Here is a 16,980-nt window from a genome sequence, read left to right as displayed (position 1 = left end):
ACAAATAACCCCAACCAAACGAGAGAGACGTAACTGCTAATTTGAAGCCGAGATTTAGCTTACTTATATTAGGGGCATTATTACTTACCAATTTCGGAAGCGTGAATCCTTGGAGCAGATTGGCGATAAGTCTACGCCACCCGTCTCATGAACTGGGAGGATCTTCAACCACGTAACGCGTACTTCCCCCGGTTGTCACCCCTTATCCCCTTATTCAGCAAAATACAACTATCAAGCAGGCTGTTTAACCAGCCGTGATGATTAGTAATTACATCCTATCGATTATATAATTTGCGATTTCCCCTTGGTTATTCCGACACTCCTGATGTATTATATTCAACCGATCGGATGGGGGGGTCGAAGTAAGGCATCAGGCTGGAAAGAGAAATATGAAGACCGTGTTTCTTCCGCCTTGATAAAAGGATTAGTTTTCAGGGTAGTGCTTTAAAGTGCTTTGCTTCGAGGGGGAATATGCAAATGAAAAGGGTAGTTTCGGTTTTTTCAGTTCTATTATTGTATTTTCTGTGTATCACGTGCAGTGGTGGTGGGTCGTCTACAGGTACTCCTGATTCCGCGGAAAGGATAGTTGATGCAAGCGGGGGCGGTGATTTCAGGGATATACAATCGGCCCTGAACGGCGCTTCACCGGGCACGGTCATTCTCGTTAAGAACGGAACTTACAGGGGTAAAATCAATATCATGACGAGTGGCGCCCCGGGGAATCCGATTACGATAGCGAACTTTCCCGACCACAACCCTGTTATTGTCCCCGGTACCGAGAGAGGGAACCGTGTGGAGTTTAATGCCAATTACGTAGTGCTCGAAGGTTTCGAGATAAGAGGCGGATATGACGGAGTGAAGTTTTATCAGGGGAATAACACCATAAGGAACAACTACATACATGATAATCTTTATCAGGGGATATTGATAATTTCTACCGACAATATCGTTATAGAAAGCAATACTATAGCTTATAACGGGGTTGATCCAGGTGAATGTCAATTCGATGGTGTGTCATCCCCGAAACACTGCCACGGTATATACATGAGCGACTTCGAGTGCTCGGGAATCGATAATATCGTTATACGCAATAATTATATTCTCGGCCATGGCGGAAGAGGGATTCAGTGGAACGGTCAGGGCTGCCAGAGCAAAATGACGGATACGCTGGTTGACGGGAATCTGATTGAGAACAACTCATGGGGACTAGCTCTCTACTACAACGTGGAAGGTGCGGTGATAACTAACAATATATTCATAGGTGACTCAAGGCCGAATACTGATGACGTTGATTGGACTTTTATCGGCATTTGGAAAAGTCAAGATAATACGATTACAAATAATGAATTCCATACCAGTCTCCCTGACTTTGCGGCGGTTCAGGTCTATGATTCCGAATCAGAGGACAGTTTCGTTGACAATAATATCTGGAGGGTTGCAGGCACCCTCTGGATATGGAATGGCGATAAGCGCTCGGACTGGCAGAATTACAGGGATATTACCGGCTGGGACCTGAACAGCAATATATGCATTGGATGCGGTTGATTCTTTCTCCCCCTCTCTCTACTCACTCCGAGTATCCGAAAATGGAGCCTACTGTTAAATACACGGAAGATATATTCCCGGTGTTAGTTTGCACCTGAACGGAGGCTCTAACGTGAATTCTCCGGATTTTGAGATTTGGGGAATTAACAAACAGGCTGTGTATACTTATATAAATTATTCACGTTATTGCCGTCGTAATATTCACGTAGATCAACAGAACTCAGGTTATGACCGTCTTCCGCTGTCCGGTCCTCTCAATATACTCATTGCCGAGAGGGAACTCCTCGATAAACAACGCGGGAAAGAACCAAGACCGCATCATTATGTAGCTTGGAGAATATACGTTCCGCGTCAGAACCGCACAGAATATATAGACCGAAGACAAGCAGAAAAAAAGGATATTCGCGGATATATATAACTTAAGGGACGACAGGATTCAGAAGCTCTACAGTTATATAGACATAAATCCGTTATTTGAAGAAGGCCCGCAACAAGAGCAAAAATAATTAGCTCTGTTAAATAAAATCAGGTAAATTGATAACCCAGTCGCGTAAACAGACAAAATAACCCGCCCCCCGGAGACATCTATATGACAAAGATTATGAAAACAAGCACCGCCGTTTTTTTATTACTGGCATTTATAGCTCCCAGCCTGGTGAGCTTCTATGCGGACGCAGACGAAAAAAAGGAGGAACCCAAAATCGAAAAGACAGAATCAGGATTGCAATATATAGTAATTGAGGAAGGGGATGGAACCAAGCCCGAGAAGGGACAAACGGTAAGCGTCCACTACACGGGAAAATTAGAGGACGGAACGGTTTTCGACAGCTCGGTAAAAAGAGGGGAGCCTATCGAGTTCGTACTCGGAGTGGGACAGGTAATAAAGGGCTGGGACGAGGGCATTTCAGACATGAAGGTGGGAGGCAAACGTCAATTGATAATACCTCCGGACCTGGCTTACGGTGAACGGGGATACCCGCCCGTAATTCCGCCAAGCTCGACACTGATATTTGACGTGGAGCTGGTAGATATATCGAAATAATCATTCCTGTCAAAATCCCCGCAGCGGCGTTTCAATATAGCAGGGACAAGCCGCTCTATACCAGGAAAAGGCCCGTTAATTCATCATGAACTATCTGGCGCACTTATATCTGGCCGAGGACTCGGACGAGTCGATTCTCGGCAATCTGCTCGGAGATTTCGTCAAGGGCCCGCTAAGGGACGAATACGGGCCTGAGATAATCAAAGGGATAAAGACTCACAGGAAAGTCGATCTCTTCACGGACTCCCACGAAAATTTTCTCACCAGTAAAAGAATGATAGGCGCTGAGAGGCGCAGGTTCGCCGGAGTCATTATCGACCTCACTTTCGATCATTTCCTCGCAAAGAACTGGTCCGACTACTCAAGTTCGGAATTAACCGGCTTCATAGGAAATACGTACGAGCTTTTAATGAGGCACAGAGAAATTCTTCCTGAGAAACTTCAGTATTTTCTCCCCAGGATGATTGACGAGGACTGGCTCGGATCATACAGGGAGCTTGACGGAATAGGCAGGACTCTCGACAGAATCTCCGGCAGGCTCAGGAGACGTTTTAACAGGGAAAACACACTCGCGGGCGCGGTCGAGGAAATCGAATCGAATTACGACCGGCTCGAGGACAGCTTCCATGAATTTTTCCCGCAGGTCATAAGCTTCGTCGAGAATTACAGGCAAAACGGATCAGGGGATAATTAAACCGAATCAAATTCAATTCCGAATTAATTCTGATTGAAAGCTGCTCCGTCTTATTATAATATTACTACAACTATAAATTCCCGAACGGATACCGCCCAACTGATTTGAATAGAAAAAAGTTTGAAGAACTGGTAGATAAGGCTTACGAGAGAATTCCCGAAGAATTTAAGAAAAAAATCGATAACGTCGTTATAAGAGTAGAGGACTATCCCACCAGGGACGATCTGGAAAAGCTTAAAGTACGGGGCGACAGCCTCCTGCTAGGTCTTTACAGGGGAACCCCGCTTCACCTGAGAAGCGTCTGGCAGGGCGTGAGGCTCCCCGATGAAATAGTGCTTTTTCAAAAAGACATTGAAAAGGTTTGCAGGAACGACAGGGAAATCGAAGAGAGGATAAATGAAGTTCTCAAGCATGAGATCGCTCATTACTTCGGCTTGTCCGATGATGAGATCTACGAGCTTATGGGAAGGGACTGAATCTATTTACAAGCCGGAAAATAAATAAATGAGCATAGAAAACAATATAGAGCAAAGCCCCTCCGCAATACTGTTAATTCACTGCCCGGACAAGAAGGGGCTTGTCGCCGCGATTACGGAGTTCATATTCAAGAACGACGGCAACATCATATATCTCGATCAGCACGTGGATACTCAGGAAAAGGTGTTCTTCATGCGTGTGGAATGGGATCTTACTAACTTTTCGATTCCAGCCGGGAAGATCGGGGAGTACTTCCAGACCTTAATAGCGGAGAAATTCGGAATGAAGTGGAATCTCTATTTCTCAGACTACACCCCACGGATGGCTATCTTCGTCTCCACGCTCCCTCATTGCCTCCACGACATACTGTCCCGATGCCATCCGGATGAATGGAAAGTCGAGGTGCCGCTCATTATCAGTAACCACGGCGATCTGGAGCCGATAGCAAAGACATTCGGGATCGATTTTCACGTTACCCCGAATGTGAAAGAGGACAAAAAGGCCGCGGAGAAAAAGCAGCTCGACCTTCTGAGGGAATATGAGATAGACTTCGTCGTCCTCGCAAGATATATGCAGATTCTGAGCGAGGATTTCGTAAGCCACTATCAGAACAGGATAATCAATATCCACCATTCCTTCCTTCCGGCTTTCCCGGGCGCGCGGCCCTACCACTCGGCTTATGAGAGAGGGGTCAAAATTATCGGCGCGACAAGCCATTACGTCACAGCCGATCTCGACGCGGGGCCGATAATAGAACAAAACGTCGTACGCGTATCCCATAAGGACAGTATTGAGGATCTGGTCAGGAAGGGAAGGGACCTGGAAAAGGTAGTCCTTTCGCAGGCGATCTGGTACCACCTGAAAAGGATGATACTCGTCTATGGAAACAGGACTCTCATTTTTGACTGAGAGCGTAAACCGGTACGCCTGAATTCAACACAATTATCGTTACACATCTTTATAAATGTATAGTTAGACCGGGTATCAATCAACAGGACGCTTCAGATGAAAGACCTTGCAATCGAAACCATATGCCGCATCAGCATAATTCTCCTCTTATTATCTTCGCAACCGTTCGATGCGCTTTCGGATACCTATATGTGTACGGACGAAGAAGGCAGTGTGACTTATAAGACAAGCCCCTGCCCTTCCGGGCACAAAAGCGAGATTATAAAGAGCGAAGCAAAATCGCGAACCGACACCGACTCCACTCCCCCGTCGAGCACGCATGACGGTTACGACTACGAGCAGCAGCACGGCAGCTACGATAAGGTAAAAATAATCAGCAGGGGAAGACTGATCAATGTTATAGATTATATTGAGCCGGGCAAATATACTGCCTTCATGTTTTACGCCGACTGGTGCGCGCCATGTAAGACACTAAAACCGAAGCTCGAAGAATTCGCGCGAGACGGCGACACACTCGCCCTCAGGGAGATAGATATTATCAACTGGGAGAATCCTCTCCCGAAATACTACAATTTGCCTTCGCTGCCGTATTTCATTATTTACGGCCCGGAGGGGGAATTCATCGAGAGGGGACCCGCCATAACGAACGAAACCATGAGAGCAATATCCAGAACAGACTGACTTTCTGTTTTATTGAATACCCCGTATGATTTCTCAATTTGACCCGGCTTAAAGTTTCAATCAGTATTAAGCCATGTCCGACTCATTCCCCTCCGACCTCAAGAATCTGAGAAGCTTCCTCGTTACCTATTCTTCCGAAATAATCGTCGTCGCATCGGCCACTCTCTTTATGATACTCAATGAGTACCATCAAATAGGGAGCTTCTGGGTAAGCTCTCTGATCTATTTTGCCGCTCTGCCGATAGCCACGATTTTAATAGTGCTGAGGAAGAATCCCCTCAACTTCGGCCTCAGGATTGGAAACGTAAGGCTATGGTCGGCTTACGCGTTGATATTCCTCCTAATAGCAATCCCGATACTCTATTTGGCATCGGACGTGTCATCGGTACAAAGATACTATACAAAGCGGCATACAGAATTTGCATGGTACGCGGTTCAGATGGCGGTCTATTTCCTGGGGTGGGAGTTTTTATTCCGCGGATTCATGCTCTTCGGTCTAAAGGACAAATTCAGGGAGGGAAGCATTCTGATTCAGATGATCCCTTTCGCGCTCCTTCATATCGGAAAGCCCGAGATCGAAACCATAAGCACCATACTGAGCGGCATCGTCTGGGGTTATATCTGCTACAGGGGAAACTCGTTCTGGCCCGCCTATATAATGCACCTTGTGATCAACGTCTCGAACAAGGCTTTCATCAGCTTCCTGTGAATCAACTCACGGGCTATTTATATTCGGTGATTTCGAGAAGCACACCATCGGGGTCATGGAAGTAGCAAAGCATCTTGTGTCCGGCGTCGTGAGTGACAACCGTCTCGGGAACTACGACGGGGTCGCTCAGAAGCCTGACCCCGGCATTTTTCAGTTTCTCAGCCATGCCGTTTATGTCGTCCACCCTGAGAGCCAGATGCCTTATTCCGATAGTGTTGGCGAGGGAGTTAGCGGGCAGTGCTTCTCCCGTTGGAGTCTTATAGCACAGCAGCTCTATTCTCGGCTCGCCGGCAGGCGCTATAATAAATGCCACGTCCGCGACAACCCCTTTCAGGCCCACGATAGACTCTATCCAGTCCCCTTCCAGGTGCGCCCTTTTGGACTCTTTAAAACCGAGAAGCTCTGTGTAGAACTTGACGGATTTTTCGAGGTTTGAAACGACGAAGTTAATATGGTCTATTGCGCGGATCATCAGTTTTGAAGAACATAGTGCTTAAAGCAGATCAGTGCTGGTCAAATTTCACTTTCTTGTTTTTAAGCGCCTTGATTGCCTGCTGAAGCCCGGACAGAGTAAGGGGGAACATGCGGTCGTCCATAAATTCCCTCACCATGCCGATAGACTCCGTGTAACGCCACTGCTGGACGGGCACGGGGTTAAGCCAGACAATGTCGGGGTATTGAGTCTTGAGCCGCTCGAGCCAGACGAAGCCGGACTCGTCGTTATTGTGCTCGACGCTGCCGTTCGGGTAGAGCAGCTCGTAAGGGGACATTGAAGCGTCACCCACCATGATTACCTTGTAATCGCTGTTGTACGTATGAAGAACTTCGAAGGTGGGAATGGCTTCCTGCCATCTCCTTTGGTTGTTTTTCCAGACAAACTCGTATAGGCAGTTGTGAAAATAGTAGTACTCCAAATGCTTGAACTCGTACCTGGCCGCCGAGAACAGTCTTGAGCAGAGCTCGATATGGTCGTCCATCGAACCCCCGATATCGAGAAAGAGGAGCACCTTAACATTGTTCTTCTTGGCAGGAACCATCTCAAGCTCGAGCAGTCCTGCGTTCTTCGACGTCCTGTCGATAGTCTTATCGAGGTCGAGCTCCTCGTCCACTCCCTCCCGGGTCAATATGCGGAGTCTCCTGAGCGCCATCTTCATATTCCTCGTCTGAAGCTCCACTCCGTCGTCCAGATCGCGGAACTCTCTCTTGTCCCAGACCTTGACCGCCCTTCTGTGCCTGCTCTCCTCCTGCCCTATCCTTATCCCCTCGGGATTGTAGCCGTAAGCTCCGAATGGAGATGTCCCTCCCGTGCCTATCCATTTGTTTCCGCCCTGGTGCTTTTTCTTCTGCTTCTCCATGAGCTCTTTAAGCCGTTCGAGGATTTTATCAAGCCCGCCCATGGCTTTTATCATTTTCTTCTCTTCCTCGGTCAGGGCGTTTACGAAGCTCTTGCGGAGCCACTCCTCGGGGATTTTAATGAAATCTTCCGTGTCGATTTTCTCCACCCCCTCGAAGTAATATCCGAAAAGTAGGTCGAACCTGTCCAGATGATGCTCGTGCTTGATAAGCGTGGTTCGGCTCAGGAAGTAGAAATCATCGACGCTGTACTCGGCTATGCCCTCGTCCAGGGCCTCAAGGAAGGTGAGATACTCCCTTATCGTAACCGGAATGCCGTCATTTTTAAGCAGTAGAAAAAAATCCAAAAACATCATGCACCTTTTTTTGATTAACCGCCGAATCTACCAATATAAAGTAAATGGATTAATGCTATCGCCTGTACCTGAGCCTGATGCGGGTGAGAAGCTCGTGATCCTGCTCATTCTTCAACAAAGCGCCTGCGAACGGAGGAAGCTTTTCGGACAAGTCCACTGACCCGAGCTCGGATTCCGTAATCTTGCCGACCATTATAAGCTTGAGCCAGTCGATTAATTCGCTCGTAGAAGGCTTTTTCTTGAGCCCGTCGATTTCCCTGATATCGTAAAACACATTCATGGCGTTTTCTATGAGCTTGTCCTCCAGGTCGGGATAATGGACCTTGACTATGGCTTTCAGTGTCTCCCTGTCGGGGAAGCTGATATAATGAAAGAAGCACCTTCTGAGAAATGCGTCGGGGAGCTCCTTTTCGTTATTGGAAGTGATTATTATTATAGGGCGTTCTTTAGCTGTTATCGTTTTCCGAAGCTCGTAGCAGTAGAACTCCATCCTGTCCAGCTCCAGCAAGAGGTCGTTCGGAAACTCGATATCGGCCTTGTCTATTTCGTCTATAAGCAATACAACCTGTTCTTCAGACTCAAACGCCTGCCACAGCTTGCCCTTCTTTATGTAATTCGATATGTCATTGACCCTTTCGTCACCCAGCTGGGAATCACGCAGCCTCGAGACGGCGTCGTATTCGTAAAGGCCCTGCTGCGCGCTCGTAGATGATTTCACGTGCCATGTTATCAGCTCCTTTCCGATGGCTTCAGCCACCTCGAAAGCGAGCATGGTCTTTCCCGTGCCCGGCTCCCCCTTTATGAGGAGCGGCCTTTGCAGAGTAATTGAAGCGTTAACCGCAAGATTCAAATCCCTTGTCGAAATATAGTTTTCTGTGCCTTCGAATTTCATTTCTCTGACCCCTTAATTTATTATCGAGTTGAATTCAGATTAGGAATTATACTTAACTGCAATCCGAGCCGTATCAGTCCCCTAAGTAATAAAAGTATACTTTTTATAAAGGTGTATATCAAACTGTCGGGAAACCGCATCACGATTAACAGAATTCCGGATAGCGGCTCAACCGGCGATTCAGAGGGGGTACTGAACCGTCAAATCTTATCAGATGGATCCCGTCGTCCGGACGCGGAACGGGGGCGCATACCCGCAGAGTCCTCTATGCCACGAAGAAGCGCGACTCAGGATTCGGCGACCCGCTCGAGAATTTGATAAACGCGGCTGACCATAACTCTCGGGTCGTCGAGAAAACCCGCTGAAATTAGAGCGTTGTCGAAAATCTGCTCCGCAACCAGCTTGGCCGTCTCCGAATCTTTATCTTTGAGCGAGCTGAGGTTCTTAATCAGTTTATGGCCGGGGTTGATCTCCAGGTTAACCGAGTCTTTCATATCGACGTCCTGCTTCATGGCTTTCATCATCCTTCTCATCGAGGGCGTCAAAAACTTATCCGCGTTAAGCGCGATTGCGGGACTGTCCACGAGCCTCTTGCTCACGTTCACCTCGTTTACGTTTTCGCCCAGGGCTTCCTTTATCCACTGGCAGAGGGCTTTTGCTTCGTCCTCGGGAATCGCCTCCTCTTTCGATTCGGGCGACGCCTCGTCGAGCCTGATATCGGCGTTGTCGGCGGATACTAGCTCCTTGTCGCCGTACTTTTTGAGGCTCGTCATTACGAACTCGTCCACCGGGTCGTAGAGGTAAAGGACCTCAAGCCCCTGCGCCTTGAAAGCCTCCAGCTGAGGTCCCGCTTCCAGAGTTTCCCGGTTCGGCGCATAAAGATAGTAGATTTCCTTTTGATCTTCTTTCATGCGGGAGACATATTCGTCTAATGTTGCAAGCTTCCCTTTTTCGGTACTGGAGGACTCAAAGCGAAGGAGCTTTGCGAGCTGCTCCCTGTTTTTGAAATCTGCAGCGACCCCTTCCTTGATAAATATCGAGAAGCCCTTGTAGAACTCCTCAAATTTCCCGGCGTCCCTTTTGGATTCGTCCTCCAGAAACTTGATGAAGCGCCCCGTTATTACCTGCCCTATCTTTTTCGCAAGCGCACTGTCCTGCATGGTCTCCCGCGAGATATTAAGCGGCAGGTCGGCGCTGTCCACCACGCCTTTTAAGAACCGCATCCAATCGGGCAGGAGACCCTCGGGTTTGGAGTCGATAAGTATTTTCTTACAGTAGAGGCTCACTCCGGGCTCTGTCTTGCCCAGGCCCCAGCGCTCGGGGTTTTCCCCGGGAACGAAAATCAGCGCGTTAATATCGAGGGGAGCGTCCGAGCTGAAATGCAGTCTATAGAGAGGCTCATCAAACGCGTTTGCCTGAAATTTGTAGAACTCCGTATATTCCTCGTCCGTTATTTCACCCTTGCCGCGCATCCATATCGGCTGAACATTGTTAATCTGCTCGCCGTTCAGCTTTATGGGGAACTGGACAAAGCTCGAATAGTGGGTGAGAACCTCTTTTACACGCTCGGCGTTTGAAAATTCCTTATCATCTTCCTTGAGACGGACAACTATTCTGGTTCCCCGCCTTGCGCCTTTTACCGTCTCTATTTCGTACGTCCCGGAGCCGTCGCTCTTCCATAAAAGGCTCTTGCCCGTCTTCTTCCAGCTGTGGGTATAAACCTCGACTGAGCCTGCGACCATAAACACACTGTAAAACCCCACTCCGAACTGCCCGATCAGGTTGTCATTCACCTCCCCCGATTCCTTTACGGCGTTTAAAAAAGCCTTCGAGCCTGAATGAGCTATAGTGCCGAGGTTTTCTACAAGCTCCTCGGCGTTCATGCCTATACCGTGATCCTCTATCGCTATAGTATTCTCTTTTTCGTCAGTTCTTATATTAATCTCGAGCGGAAGCTCTTCGTCGTATATATTTTTTTCAGTGAGCTGTAAATATCTCATTTTTTCCAGGGCGTCAGAGGCGTTTGAGACAAGCTCCCGTATAAATACCTCTTTATCCGTATACAGTGAGTTGATAACGATATCCAGGACCTGCTTCACCTCTGCCTGGAATTCATGTTTTTTAGCGGATTTCCCGGCCATTTTCGATTAAAACCTCCCGACTATATCTAATGATGATTAAGTAACCTGCAGTATCTCAATAATTCGATAGAAAGATATTCATCACGGGTAGAATTTCAAGGGTTTAACTCACAGGATTACAGGGGACATGTCGATACGCCCGATCAGCTATTACGCTTCCCGGTACGCTCTCTTCTCGCCTCGCCTTCAACAAATATTCTTTTAACAAGAGGGAATTGCCCCTTTATCTCTTTATCCAGTTTCTCTACGGCAATCTCAATTTCCTCGGCCCTGGCGTCGTCCCTGAAATCAATGCTTATATTGGCCAATATGAACTCCGGCCCCATGTGGAGTGTGAGAACTTCATTTACATGATCTATTATCTTATTTTTACCCGCAATCTGGCGTATCCCCTCCACTATGTACTCATTGGCGCTCTCGCCTATCAAGAGTCCCTTTGTCTCGTAGGCAAGCCATACCGCCGTTCCTCCGAGAATTATGCCGATTGCAATCGACGCCGCTCCGTCAAAATAAACCACACCTGTAATCTGGCCGAGAAAAATCCCCAGAAAAGCAACGGCAAGTCCGAGAAGAGCCGCCGAATCCTCGAAGAGCACTACGAATACGGTAGGGTCTTTAGCGCGCTTAACGGCCGTGAGATAACTCCACTTGCCCCTGGCGCTGCTGAACTCCTTAAACGCGAAGTACCATGCGGCTCCCTCAAAGAGCATCGCCAGCCCCAGAACAATATAGTTTATGTAAGGACTCTCGACGGGCTCGGGATGCATCAGGTGGAGGACGCCTTCATAAATGGATATTCCCGCGCCCAGGGCGAATATCAGAATCGCAACAACAAAGCTCCAGAAATAAACCTCCTTTCCGTGGCCGAAGGGGAAATTCTTGTCGGGCGGTTTTGTAGCCCTCCTTAGTCCGAGAAGTATGAGCATCTGGTTGCCCGTATCGACAACCGAGTGAATGCCCTCCGACAGCATTGCGGAGCTTCCTGTTAATATAGCCGCTATGAATTTCGTAACTGCAATGAGCGCGTTGCCGACCAGGGCCGCGTAAATGACTTTTTTGGACGACGACGCCAACTTCGAATACTCCTGTCCTTTAGGTGAGATGGATTAAATAGAGTACGCAAAACGCTCCCGTCACTTGAGTAATAATAATTAACCTGAAACACGCAATCAACAAAAAATTCTACGTCACAATCGTGACTTCGCCGGTCTTTAAATCGTAATTGCCTCCTACGATTTTCACCTTCCCCTCTTTCACCATCGGAGCTATAACCGGCTCGGAGTTATTTAATTTCCGGACTCCGAACTTCACATTGGAAACGATAGAATTTTCGAGCAGGTCTCCGGGCTCGCCTTTGACCTTTTTCACGGCGGGCTCGATTGTTTTGACTATATTTTCTATAGAGCCCGGAAAACTGGTCCCCGACTCCAAAGCCTGGATTGCCCCCGCCACAGCCCCGCAGGCGCTGTGTCCGAGCACCATTATCAGATTCGCTCCCAGAGCCTTTACACCGAATTCGATACTGCCCTTTATTCCGTAGTTCTGAGGATTGACGATATTCCCGGCAACCCTTACGACGAACAGATCACCTATGCCCTGATCGAAAAGAATCTCGGGCGCGACCCTGGAATCGGCGCAAGCTAGAATTACGGCAAACGGATTCTGCCCCTGAGCCGTGATCTCTCTGCGTTCGGGAGTTCTTCTCGTATAACCCTCTTTTGTGGCATTGACAAAGCGCTTGTTGCCTTCCATCAGCTTCTTTAAAGATTCATCACCGTTTTTAGGAGTCTTAACATCCTCCGCCCTCGCTTCCCCGGTCAGGAGAAAATTCCCCAAAGGATCAATAAATCCCGCGCCCAATACTCCTGCTCCGCCTATTTGCAAAAACCTGCGTCTGGAAAAAGCTGAACCGTCTGACATTGATGAATTCCTCCTTTAGTGAATATTTGTCACTAATTATACTGCTAAAACTGTAGAAGTCAGCATCCTGTCGGGAACGAATTCAGTTATATCCTGAATCCCGCTATCGTCTCAGCCGACCGTGTTTAGCCAGGGAAGCCTTAACGAAGCTCTTCATAGGATACGGGATTATCGGGACACTGACCGGGTCCGCATTCGAGAAAAGTCGTAACTACGTTTGAGGCCGATATGAAAACCGCCAGAAAGAATACGGTTTTAATGAACCGGCTCATATTTTCGGGAGAATTACTTTCATGATTTTCCCTGAATTGCCGCTCCCAGAGCATCATGAGTCCGATAAGGAAAATGGCCGCAACGAAGACGACGAACGCCCATGTGTAGAGGTGAAGACCCAGGACAGGGGACCCGTAGCTTCCCGTACCAGGCACAATATGAAGAAGTATCTGACGGACTGAGACCGAGGCTCCGAATACGGCGCTCAAGAGAGAAATACCGTAATGCGAGGGGCGAATCCCGAATCTCAGATTGAGCATTGCTCCGAAGGCGACGCCCAGCATGCCTAGTCTCTGGAGCAGGCAGAGCGGACACGGGAACTCCCCTTTAACGAACTGTATAAAGTAGGCCCCCAGGAGAACGCCGCAAATTCCAAGCACGCCGAGGGCGTTTAAGTTTCTGGCAAGCGCAGGATTCATGACTTAAGCTCTTATTCACAAATTAATATTTAAATGCTCGGTTATATGATGCCTGAACCACAACGCGCAAAGAACGAGCGTAATAAAGAATAAATAAATCGATGCTCTTCGTTTGCCGTACCATGCAAGCAGCATCGTAACTACGAACAGTAGAAAAAGCGCAGCCATCATAACCCGATATCTCCCTTTCCCATAAAGGATACATCCTGTTTTTATGAAAAGCCTTCAAGACAGTCTCAATTTTTATAGTATAATTTCCCTGACTGAGTGGATTAAAGCCAGCCCGATGAAGAAAACAAAAACACACTCTCAGTTCGTATGCCAGAACTGCGGCAACTCCTCCCCCAGGTGGCTCGGGAAATGCCCGGAATGCGGGAGCTGGAACACTTACGTCGAGGAGAAGACCCAAAAGGGAAAGAGAAAAGCACGAAAAGCGCATTCCGTCGAGCCCGTTGCCATTACGGAAATCGTGACCGATAAGGAGGACAGGATCTCGACGGGGAATAAGGAGCTCGACAGGGTGCTCGGGGGAGGGTTCGTCCCGGGTTCCGTGATACTCGTAGGGGGCGATCCCGGAATCGGGAAATCGACTCTGGCCCTTCAGATGCTGAACGATATAGGCGGGAAAAAAGAGGGCCGTAATTCCTCTGATTACAGACTCCTCTATGTAACCGGCGAGGAATCGCCGCAGCAGGTCAGGATGAGAGCCGAGAGGACAGGGGTGTCCTCGGATACGGTGTTCGTGCTTACGGAAACTTCGGTCGAGACGATACTCGAGGAAATAGAGAAGCTCGAACCTGAAATAGCGGTGATTGATTCGATTCAGACCATGTTTACGGAGGATTTCGGCTCTGCGCCGGGGAGCGTGGGGCAGATAAGGGAATGCACGGCCAAGCTGATGCAGCACGCCAAGTCCAGGGGTACCGCGATTTTTCTTATAGGCCACGTGACGAAGGAAGGGACTATAGCGGGCCCGAAGGTTCTCGAGCATCTCGTGGACACGGTGCTCTACTTCGAGGGGGGAAAGGACCACCCGTACAGGATTTTGAGAGCGGTCAAAAACAGATTCGGATCTACTAACGAAATTGGGGTGTTCGAGATGCTGGACAGCGGGCTCAGGGAGGTAGCAAATCCGTCCGAGATATTCCTATCCGAAAGACCGGAGAACGCTTCGGGCTCTATTGTGACGCCGAGCATCGAGGGTACACGGCCCATACTGGTGGAGATACAGGCGCTCGTCTCCCCCTGCGGATTCGGGGTGCCGAGGAGAACGACTATCGGACTCGACAATAACCGGGTCTCCCTTCTCGTAGCGGTTCTGGAAAAAAGAGCGGGGCTTCAGATACTGGGACAGGACATTTTTATGAACGTCGCGGGGGGAGTAAAGATAGAGGAGCCCGCGATTGATCTCGCCATATCGATGGCGCTTGTCTCGAGCTTCCTCAACAAACCGGTTGGACCGGATACGGTAGTATTCGGGGAGGTGGGACTCGCGGGGGAAATAAGGGGGGTGTCTCAGGTTGATCTGAGAATAAACGAGGCCCGGAAGCTCGGATTTAAAAAGTGCGTTCTGCCCAGGATAAATCTTGACAGAATCGGCTCCGGGGATGATTCTATTTCCCTTATCGGAGTTGATTCCGTGGAAAGTGCAATCGAAGTATTTTTCTGACGGATAACCGTATATCATTTCACTCGAGAGATATTATGAGCAACGAAACAAACAGCGCGCCGATAGGTGTATTTGATTCGGGGATCGGGGGGCTGACCGTAGTAAGGGAGATCATCGGAAGACTGCCCCGGGAGAATATCATCTATCTGGGGGACACGGCCAGGGTTCCCTACGGGACAAAATCAAGCAGGACGGTTATAGCTTACTCCCACAGCAATTCGGAGTTCCTGATCAAGAAGGGGATAAAACTTCTGGTGGTCGCATGCAACACGGCCTCGGCTGTTTCGCTCCCGAGCCTCGGACGCGAATTCGATATACCCGTGCTGGGCGTTATAGAGCCGGGCGCGAAGAAAGCGGCCGCGGCAACCGGGACTAAAAATGTCGGTGTCATAGGAACGCCTTCTACAATAAAGAGCGGCGCTTACAAAAAAGCCATTCAGGAAATATCGCCGGACATAAAAGTTCACTCGAGCGCCTGCCCCCTCTTCGTGCCTCTGGCCGATGAAGGATGGACAGAGGGGGAAATAACCGAGCTCATAGCCGAACAGTACCTCGAGCCGTTCAGGCAGATCGGAATCGACGTACTCGTCCTCGGATGCACACACTACCCTCTTTTAAAGCGGACAATACAGAAAGTCGTGGGTGAGGACATAACGCTCGTAGACTCCGCCGAGGAGACCGCGAAGGAGATAGAGAAAATTCTGAGCGAGAATGATATTGTGAACCGGGGGTCCGGCTCGCCGTCAAGACAGTATTTTCTGACGGACGTCTCGGACAGCTTCCTGTCGGTCGCGGGAAGGTTCCTCGGGGAAAATATAGAAAAGATAGATATGGTCGACATAATAGGGACGGCGATTTAGCCGCCCCCGGAGATTATCGTTAACCTTGAGATAGAATAGACTTTACTTTCTCCGTAAAAGGAGGAAGCACGTCGAAAAGATCGCCTACGATGCCGTAATCACACTTCTCGAAAATGGGGGCTTCCGGGTCTTTATTAATCGCGACAATAACCTTCGATGAACCCATTCCGGCAAAATGCTGGACCGAGCCTGAAATAGCTATTGCGATGTAAAGATTGGGGGAAACCGCCTTTCCGGTCTGACCCACCTGCATATCATAGGGGCAGTAACCCGCGTCAACCGCGGCGCGGGTCGCTCCCGCGGCGGCTCCGAGTATGTCGGCAAGCTGATATATATACTGGAAATTCTCTTCACTTCCGAGACCCCTGCCGCCCGAAACAACCCTTTCGGCTTCGGTCAGCTCCGGCCGGTCGGATTCCTTGGTTTTTAGCTCAATGACCTTGGTCTTTATATCGGCTGGATTTATTTCGATCCCCCCTTCGACGACTTCGGGCTCCCTGGGGTCCTCCACAGCCTTAAAAGAATTCGGCCTGACCGTGGCCATCATGGGATAATTGGCGTGGAATACCTCGGTCGGGATGGCCTTACTGGAGTGGGAAAAACGCTGCACCTTGAGAGTATTGTCGTCTGTGAGATCGATTTCTATAGCGTCCATTGAAACGCCCGCGCCCACGCGCGCGGCAACCCTCGGAAAATAGTCCTGCCCGAAAACCGTGTTTCCGGCCAGCACTACCGCAGGTTCATGTTTTTTTATTAATTCACTGAGCGCGATCGTATATCCTTCGGTGTTAAAGTTTTTCAAAAGCTCGTTATCGACTACATAGACCTTTTCAGCCCCGTATTTCCCCAATTCAGCTACATGGCCGGAAACCCCGGAGCCAATGAGGACAGCGCACAGCTTCCCTCCGAGTTTTCCCGCGATTTTATTCTTCGCTTCCGACAGGGCCTCAAAGGTTACCTGCCTGACGCTGCCGTCTATTTTCATGTCCGCTACTACCCAGACTTCGTTGCTCATTTTATTCCTCCTAAAATATAAGTAA

Annotated in this window: 18 protein-coding genes; 9 read left to right on the top strand and 9 right to left on the bottom strand. The window is 49.0% G+C overall.

Going from position 1 to position 16,980, the window contains the following annotated elements; all coding sequences use genetic code 11:
- Positions 1 to 477 precede the first annotated feature (477 nt).
- The 7 genes from RIG61_01770 (at position 478) to RIG61_01740 (ending at position 6,057) form a co-directional block, all read left to right on the top strand.
- The gene (locus RIG61_01770) at positions 478 to 1,545 is read left to right on the top strand and encodes a right-handed parallel beta-helix repeat-containing protein (protein ID MEQ9617884.1); all 1,068 of its coding nucleotides are present in this window, start codon (positions 478 to 480) and stop codon (positions 1,543 to 1,545) included.
- Between the two features lie 589 nt (positions 1,546 to 2,134).
- The gene (locus tag RIG61_01765) at positions 2,135 to 2,587 is read left to right on the top strand and encodes an FKBP-type peptidyl-prolyl cis-trans isomerase (GenBank protein MEQ9617883.1); all 453 of its coding nucleotides are present in this window, start codon (positions 2,135 to 2,137) and stop codon (positions 2,585 to 2,587) included.
- 85 nt (positions 2,588 to 2,672) lie between these two features.
- Positions 2,673 to 3,281, top strand: coding sequence for an ACP phosphodiesterase (locus RIG61_01760; protein MEQ9617882.1), 609 nt, complete (start codon positions 2,673 to 2,675; stop codon positions 3,279 to 3,281).
- 104 nt (positions 3,282 to 3,385) lie between these two features.
- On the top strand, positions 3,386 to 3,757 hold the full coding sequence (locus RIG61_01755) for a metallopeptidase family protein (protein ID MEQ9617881.1): 372 nt from the start codon (positions 3,386 to 3,388) through the stop codon (positions 3,755 to 3,757).
- Positions 3,758 to 3,785: 28 nt separating this feature from the next.
- Complete coding sequence (purU, locus tag RIG61_01750) at positions 3,786 to 4,667, top strand: formyltetrahydrofolate deformylase (protein MEQ9617880.1); 882 nt, start codon at positions 3,786 to 3,788, stop codon at positions 4,665 to 4,667.
- 96 nt (positions 4,668 to 4,763) lie between these two features.
- Positions 4,764 to 5,348: a thioredoxin domain-containing protein gene (locus RIG61_01745; protein MEQ9617879.1), complete on the top strand. Its 585-nt coding sequence runs from the start codon at positions 4,764 to 4,766 to the stop codon at positions 5,346 to 5,348.
- A 73-nt stretch (positions 5,349 to 5,421) separates the two neighbouring features.
- Positions 5,422 to 6,057: a CPBP family intramembrane glutamic endopeptidase gene (locus RIG61_01740; protein ID MEQ9617878.1), complete on the top strand. Its 636-nt coding sequence runs from the start codon at positions 5,422 to 5,424 to the stop codon at positions 6,055 to 6,057.
- Positions 6,058 to 6,070: 13 nt separating this feature from the next.
- Here RIG61_01740 and RIG61_01735 read toward each other — a convergent pair whose 3' ends face one another.
- The 8 genes from RIG61_01735 to RIG61_01700 all read right to left on the bottom strand — a co-directional run bounded on the left by RIG61_01735 (position 6,071) and on the right by RIG61_01700 (position 13,582).
- Positions 6,071 to 6,529, bottom strand: coding sequence for a VOC family protein (locus tag RIG61_01735; protein ID MEQ9617877.1), 459 nt, complete (start codon positions 6,527 to 6,529; stop codon positions 6,071 to 6,073).
- 31 nt (positions 6,530 to 6,560) lie between these two features.
- Entirely contained in the window at positions 6,561 to 7,763 is a 1,203-nt protein-coding gene (locus RIG61_01730; GenBank protein MEQ9617876.1) for a VWA domain-containing protein, read from the bottom strand.
- A gap of 58 nt (positions 7,764 to 7,821) precedes the next feature.
- On the bottom strand, positions 7,822 to 8,658 hold the full coding sequence (locus RIG61_01725; GenBank protein MEQ9617875.1) for a MoxR family ATPase: 837 nt from the start codon (positions 8,656 to 8,658) through the stop codon (positions 7,822 to 7,824).
- Between the two features lie 287 nt (positions 8,659 to 8,945).
- The gene (htpG, locus tag RIG61_01720) at positions 8,946 to 10,799 is read right to left on the bottom strand and encodes a molecular chaperone HtpG (GenBank protein MEQ9617874.1); all 1,854 of its coding nucleotides are present in this window, start codon (positions 10,797 to 10,799) and stop codon (positions 8,946 to 8,948) included.
- A gap of 143 nt (positions 10,800 to 10,942) precedes the next feature.
- The gene (locus tag RIG61_01715) at positions 10,943 to 11,872 is read right to left on the bottom strand and encodes a cation diffusion facilitator family transporter (GenBank protein ID MEQ9617873.1); all 930 of its coding nucleotides are present in this window, start codon (positions 11,870 to 11,872) and stop codon (positions 10,943 to 10,945) included.
- 109 nt (positions 11,873 to 11,981) lie between these two features.
- Positions 11,982 to 12,719 (bottom strand): carbonic anhydrase, encoded by a 738-nt coding sequence (locus RIG61_01710; protein MEQ9617872.1) that lies wholly within the window; start codon positions 12,717 to 12,719, stop codon positions 11,982 to 11,984.
- 140 nt (positions 12,720 to 12,859) lie between these two features.
- Entirely contained in the window at positions 12,860 to 13,411 is a 552-nt protein-coding gene (locus RIG61_01705) for a disulfide bond formation protein B (GenBank protein MEQ9617871.1), read from the bottom strand.
- Positions 13,412 to 13,426: 15 nt separating this feature from the next.
- A complete protein-coding gene (locus RIG61_01700; GenBank protein MEQ9617870.1) occupies positions 13,427 to 13,582 on the bottom strand; it encodes a DUF5993 family protein in 156 nt (51 codons plus the stop codon).
- 115 nt (positions 13,583 to 13,697) lie between these two features.
- Between RIG61_01700 and radA the strand changes: the two genes are divergently transcribed.
- Both radA and murI read left to right on the top strand, forming a co-directional pair.
- Complete coding sequence (radA, locus tag RIG61_01695; protein ID MEQ9617869.1) at positions 13,698 to 15,080, top strand: DNA repair protein RadA; 1,383 nt, start codon at positions 13,698 to 13,700, stop codon at positions 15,078 to 15,080.
- 35 nt (positions 15,081 to 15,115) lie between these two features.
- Complete coding sequence (gene murI, locus RIG61_01690) at positions 15,116 to 15,940, top strand: glutamate racemase (protein ID MEQ9617868.1); 825 nt, start codon at positions 15,116 to 15,118, stop codon at positions 15,938 to 15,940.
- 19 nt (positions 15,941 to 15,959) lie between these two features.
- Here murI and RIG61_01685 read toward each other — a convergent pair whose 3' ends face one another.
- Positions 15,960 to 16,955: an electron transfer flavoprotein subunit alpha/FixB family protein gene (locus tag RIG61_01685; protein ID MEQ9617867.1), complete on the bottom strand. Its 996-nt coding sequence runs from the start codon at positions 16,953 to 16,955 to the stop codon at positions 15,960 to 15,962.
- Positions 16,956 to 16,980: the final 25 nt, after the last annotated feature.

Source organism: Deltaproteobacteria bacterium (assembly GCA_040223695.1).
GTDB lineage: Bacteria > Desulfobacterota_D > UBA1144 > Nemesobacterales > UBA2774 > JAVKFU01.
This window is presented reverse-complemented; position numbering and strand designations above follow the sequence as displayed.

Coding starts and splice junctions, on each gene's coding strand:
- RIG61_01770 (MEQ9617884.1), top strand. CDS start 478: ATGAAAAGGGTAGTTTCGGTTTTTTCAGTTCTATTATTGTATTTTCTG.
- RIG61_01765 (MEQ9617883.1), top strand. CDS start 2,135: ATGACAAAGATTATGAAAACAAGCACCGCCGTTTTTTTATTACTGGCA.
- RIG61_01760 (MEQ9617882.1), top strand. CDS start 2,673: ATGAACTATCTGGCGCACTTATATCTGGCCGAGGACTCGGACGAGTCG.
- purU (MEQ9617880.1), top strand. CDS start 3,786: ATGAGCATAGAAAACAATATAGAGCAAAGCCCCTCCGCAATACTGTTA.
- RIG61_01745 (MEQ9617879.1), top strand. CDS start 4,764: ATGAAAGACCTTGCAATCGAAACCATATGCCGCATCAGCATAATTCTC.
- RIG61_01740 (MEQ9617878.1), top strand. CDS start 5,422: ATGTCCGACTCATTCCCCTCCGACCTCAAGAATCTGAGAAGCTTCCTC.
- RIG61_01735 (MEQ9617877.1), bottom strand. CDS start 6,529: ATGATCCGCGCAATAGACCATATTAACTTCGTCGTTTCAAACCTCGAA.
- RIG61_01730 (MEQ9617876.1), bottom strand. CDS start 7,763: ATGTTTTTGGATTTTTTTCTACTGCTTAAAAATGACGGCATTCCGGTT.
- RIG61_01725 (MEQ9617875.1), bottom strand. CDS start 8,658: ATGAAATTCGAAGGCACAGAAAACTATATTTCGACAAGGGATTTGAAT.
- htpG (MEQ9617874.1), bottom strand. CDS start 10,799: ATGGCCGGGAAATCCGCTAAAAAACATGAATTCCAGGCAGAGGTGAAG.
- RIG61_01710 (MEQ9617872.1), bottom strand. CDS start 12,719: ATGTCAGACGGTTCAGCTTTTTCCAGACGCAGGTTTTTGCAAATAGGC.
- RIG61_01705 (MEQ9617871.1), bottom strand. CDS start 13,411: ATGAATCCTGCGCTTGCCAGAAACTTAAACGCCCTCGGCGTGCTTGGA.
- RIG61_01700 (MEQ9617870.1), bottom strand. CDS start 13,582: ATGATGGCTGCGCTTTTTCTACTGTTCGTAGTTACGATGCTGCTTGCA.
- radA (MEQ9617869.1), top strand. CDS start 13,698: ATGAAGAAAACAAAAACACACTCTCAGTTCGTATGCCAGAACTGCGGC.
- murI (MEQ9617868.1), top strand. CDS start 15,116: ATGAGCAACGAAACAAACAGCGCGCCGATAGGTGTATTTGATTCGGGG.
- RIG61_01685 (MEQ9617867.1), bottom strand. CDS start 16,955: ATGAGCAACGAAGTCTGGGTAGTAGCGGACATGAAAATAGACGGCAGC.